The organism is Streptomyces sp. NPDC042100, from assembly GCF_055582325.1.
In genome coordinates, this window is the sequence record NZ_JBVJDK010000034.1 from 1 (window position 1) to 3908 (window position 3908).

The 3908-nt window shown below is 71.8% G+C and carries 1 protein-coding gene; it reads right to left on the reverse strand.

All coding sequences use genetic code 11. The annotated features are described in order from the left end of the window. A partial coding sequence (locus ACZ6J5_RS36060) for an amino acid adenylation domain-containing protein (RefSeq protein WP_469398172.1) occupies positions 1-3908 on the reverse strand: 3908 nt, incomplete at both ends.

The following is a 3908-nucleotide window of genomic DNA, read 5'->3' on the forward strand; positions in this document are numbered from 1 at the left end:
TCGAAGAAATCGTCATCCACACCGACCGAGGAGACCCCCAGCACCTCCGCGAACAGCTCGCACAGGATCTCCTCCCGCGGACCGCGCGCCCGGCGGGGGCCCGACGTCACCTCGTCCGGTACGGGCAGAGCGCGCCGGTCCACCTTGTTGTTCACCGTGAGGGGCAGCGCCTCCAGCACGACGATCGCGGACGGCACCATGTAGTCGGGCAGGTGCGCTCGCAGCCAGTCCCGTACGGCCGACCGCTCGACCCGCGCGTCCGCCCGGGAGGAGACGTACGCGATGAGCCGCGTCGGGCCGTTGTCCTCGTCGACGACGACCACTGCCTGGTCCACGCCCGGGCAGCCGATCAGCACGGCTTCGATCTCTCCCAGCTCGATCCGGAAGCCGCGGATCTTGACCTGGTGGTCGATCCGGCCGAGGTAGTCGAGCGTGCCGTCACCGCGCCAGCGCACCAGGTCGCCGGTCCGGTACATCCGCGCCCCGGCGGGACCGTACGGGTCGGCGACGTACCGTTCGGCGGTCAGGCCGGGGCGGTTCACGTAGCCGCGTGTCATCCCGGTTCCGGTGACGTACAGCTCGCCGGCCACCCCCGCGGGCACGGGCCGCAGTCCCTCGTCCAGGACGTAGACGCGCGTGCCGGGGATGGGGACACCGATCGGCACGGGCGCCGACCAGGCGTCGACGTCGGCCGGCAGCAGGTGCGCCGACACGGTCCACGTCTCGGTCGGGCCGTACAGGTTGTGCAGCTCCACCCTCGGCCGTTCGGCGAAGAACCGCCGGATGTTCCGGCTCAGTGCCAGGGCCTCGCCCGCCTGGGAGATCAGCTTCAGCGAGTCCAGGGCGAGGCCGTTCTCGTGAGCCGCCTCGCAGACGGCCTCGACGACCAGGGTCGGCGCGTACAGCTCCTCGACGGAGTTCTCGTCCAGCCAACGGGCCAGCAGTTCACCGCTGCGGCGCACGTCCTCGGACGGCAGCCACAGCTCCTTGCCCGCGAGCATGGACGAGTAGATCTCCTGCACGGACACGTCGAAGGTCAGCGCGGTGAACTGGGCGACGCGCCGTCCGACGCCGCCGCCCACGACCCGGGCGTGCCAGTCCAGCATTCCGGCGACCGCGCCGACGCGCATCAGGACGCCCTTGGGGACACCCGTCGTGCCCGAGGTGTAGATCAGGAAGAGGCCGTGGTCCGGCAGCAGGGCCGAGCCTCGGTCCGCGTCGGTGGGGTCGCCGTCCGGGGACGCGGCCAGCGCCGCCTCGGTCCCGGGGGTGCCCAGTGTGATCAGCCCGGCCGTGTCCCCCAGCGTGTGCGCCAGCTCCGGGACCGTGACGGCCAGGGCCGGCCGGGCGTCCCCCAGCATGAACGCGACGCGCTCGGCCGGCTGGTCGGCTCCGATCGGGAGATAGGCCGCGCCGCACTTCAGGAGGGCCAGCAGGGTCACGACCGCGTCCGTGGACCGGGGCAGTGCCATCGCCACGACCGAGTCGGGCCGCGCTCCCCGGGCGATCAGCAGGTGGGCCAGGCGGTTCGCCCGGGCGTTGAGTTCCCGGTAGGTGAGGGACGCCGAGTCATCGACGACGGCTATGGCGTCCGGGTGCCGCGCGGCCTGTCCCTCGATGGCCGCGGCCATCGAGGTCCACGGCGCTTCGGGGCCACCGTCGTTGATCTCTTCGAGCAGTGCCCGACGCTCGACGGACCCCATGATCTCGGCGGCGCCGATCCGCCGGTCCGGGTCGGCCAGGAGCTGCTCCAGGAGCCTGAGCCAGCGGGCCGCCAGCGACTCGACCGAGGACCGGTCGAAGAGGTCGGTCGCGTACTCCACCACTCCCTCCAGTCCGCTCGGCGCCCCGTCGGGACCGTGGCGCTCCGCGAGGCTGACAGAGAGGTCGAAGCGGGACACGCCTTCGACGTGCTGCCTCGAACTGATCCGCAGCCCCGGCAGGTCGAAGCGGGCGTGCGGGGTGTTCTGCAGGACCAGAAGCACCTGGAAGAGGGGGTGGTGGGAGACCGTGCGCTGCGGGTTGAGGATCTCGACGAGGTGCTCGAAGGGCAGGTCCTGGTGGGCGTACGCGGCGAGGTCCGTGTCCCGTACGCGGGCGAGCAGCTCGCGGAAGGTGGGGTCGCCGGAGGTGTCGGTCCGCAGCACCAGCGTGTTGACGAAGAACCCGACGAGGTCGTCCAGGGCCTGATCGGTGCGCCCGGCCACCGGCGTGCCCAGGGGGATGTCCGTGCCGGCGCCGAGCCGGGTGAGCAGGGCGCAGAGCGAGGCGTGGAGCACCATGAACAGGCTCACACCGCTGGAGCGGGCGAGTTCGTCGAGTCGGCCGTGCAGTTCGGCGGAGAGGGCGAGCGGAAGCACGTCGCCACGGTGGGAGTCGACGGGGGGCCTCGGCCGGTCCGTCGGCAGCACGAGCTGTTCCGGCAGGTCCGCCAGGGTCTCCTTCCAGAAGTCGACCTGCTGGGTCAGCACGCTCTCCGGGTCCGTGGAAGCACCCAGGAGCCGCTGCTGCCACAGCGTGTAGTCGGCGTACTGCACCGCCAGCGGTTCCCATTCCGGGGCCGTGCCGCCGCGGCGCGCTCCGTACGCCCGGGCGAGGTCGCGCGTCAGGGGTCCCATGGACCAGCCGTCGCTGGCTATGTGGTGCAGGGCGAGAAGCAGGACGTGCTCCTCCGGGCCGAGTCCGAAGACGTGGGCCCGTACCGGGATCTCCCGCTCCAGGTCGAATCCGCGGCCGGCGGCCGCCGCGAGGGCGGCGTCGAGCCCCTCGGCGTCGGCCTCGACGATTTCGAAGCCGATCGCGGCTTCGTCCGGGTCGAGGATGTGCTGGTGCGGCATCCCGTCGATCTCGGGGAACACCGTGCGCAGGCTCTCGTGCCGCGCCACCACATCACCCAGGGCCCCCCGCAGGGCGTCCCGGTCGAGCTCGCCCTCAAGGCGCAGGACGAAGGCGACGTTGTACGTCGCGCCGGCTCCTTCGAGCCGGTGCAGGAACCACAGGCGGCGCTGGGCGAAGGACAGGGGGACCGGGTCGGTCCGCTCCACCGCTGCCAGGGAGGGGCGGGCGGGCTGGGAAGGTCCGCCGTCCGCGCTCGGCGCGAGACGTTCGGCCAGGGCTTCGACGGTCGGCGCCTCGAACAGCGCCCGGATCCCGATCTCCGCGCCGAGCACGGAGCGGATCCGGCTGATCAACTGCGTCGCCAGCAGCGAGTGACCGCCCAGGTCGAAGAAGTTGTCCTCGACACCGACCGAGGAGACCCCCAGCACCTCCGCGAACAGCCCACACAGGGCCTCTTCCACCGGCCCCCGCGCAGCCCGTCCCGATCCGGCGCCCTCCAGCACCGGCACCGGCAGGGCGGCCCGGTCCAGCTTGCCGTTGGAGTTGAAGGGGAACGCGTCGAGCACCACGACGGCGGCCGGAACCATGTACTCCGGCAGACGCCCGCCGACATACGCCCGCAACTCCGCCGACGTCACCTCAGCACCGTCGTCCAACATCACGTAGGCCACCAGCATCGCCTCGCCCGAACGGTCCTCACGGGCCAGCACCACCGCACGGCGAACGGCCGGATGCTCACCGAGCACCGCGTCGATCTCACCCAGCTCGATACGGAAACCCCGCACCTTCACCTGATCATCCGTACGGCCCAGATAATCGAGCTGACCGTCCGCCCGCCACCGCACCAGGTCACCCGTGCGATACATCCGGGCACCCGCCGGACCGAACGGGTCAGCGACGAAACGCTCGGCCGTCAGGCCCCGCCGATTGACGTAGCCGCGCGCGAGACCGCCCCCGGAGAGATAGAGCTCTCCCGCCACACCCACCGGAACCGGACGCAGCCCGCCATCAAGCACATAGGCCCGCTGGCCCGCGATCGGACCACCGATCGGCGGCGTCCCCTCGGCATC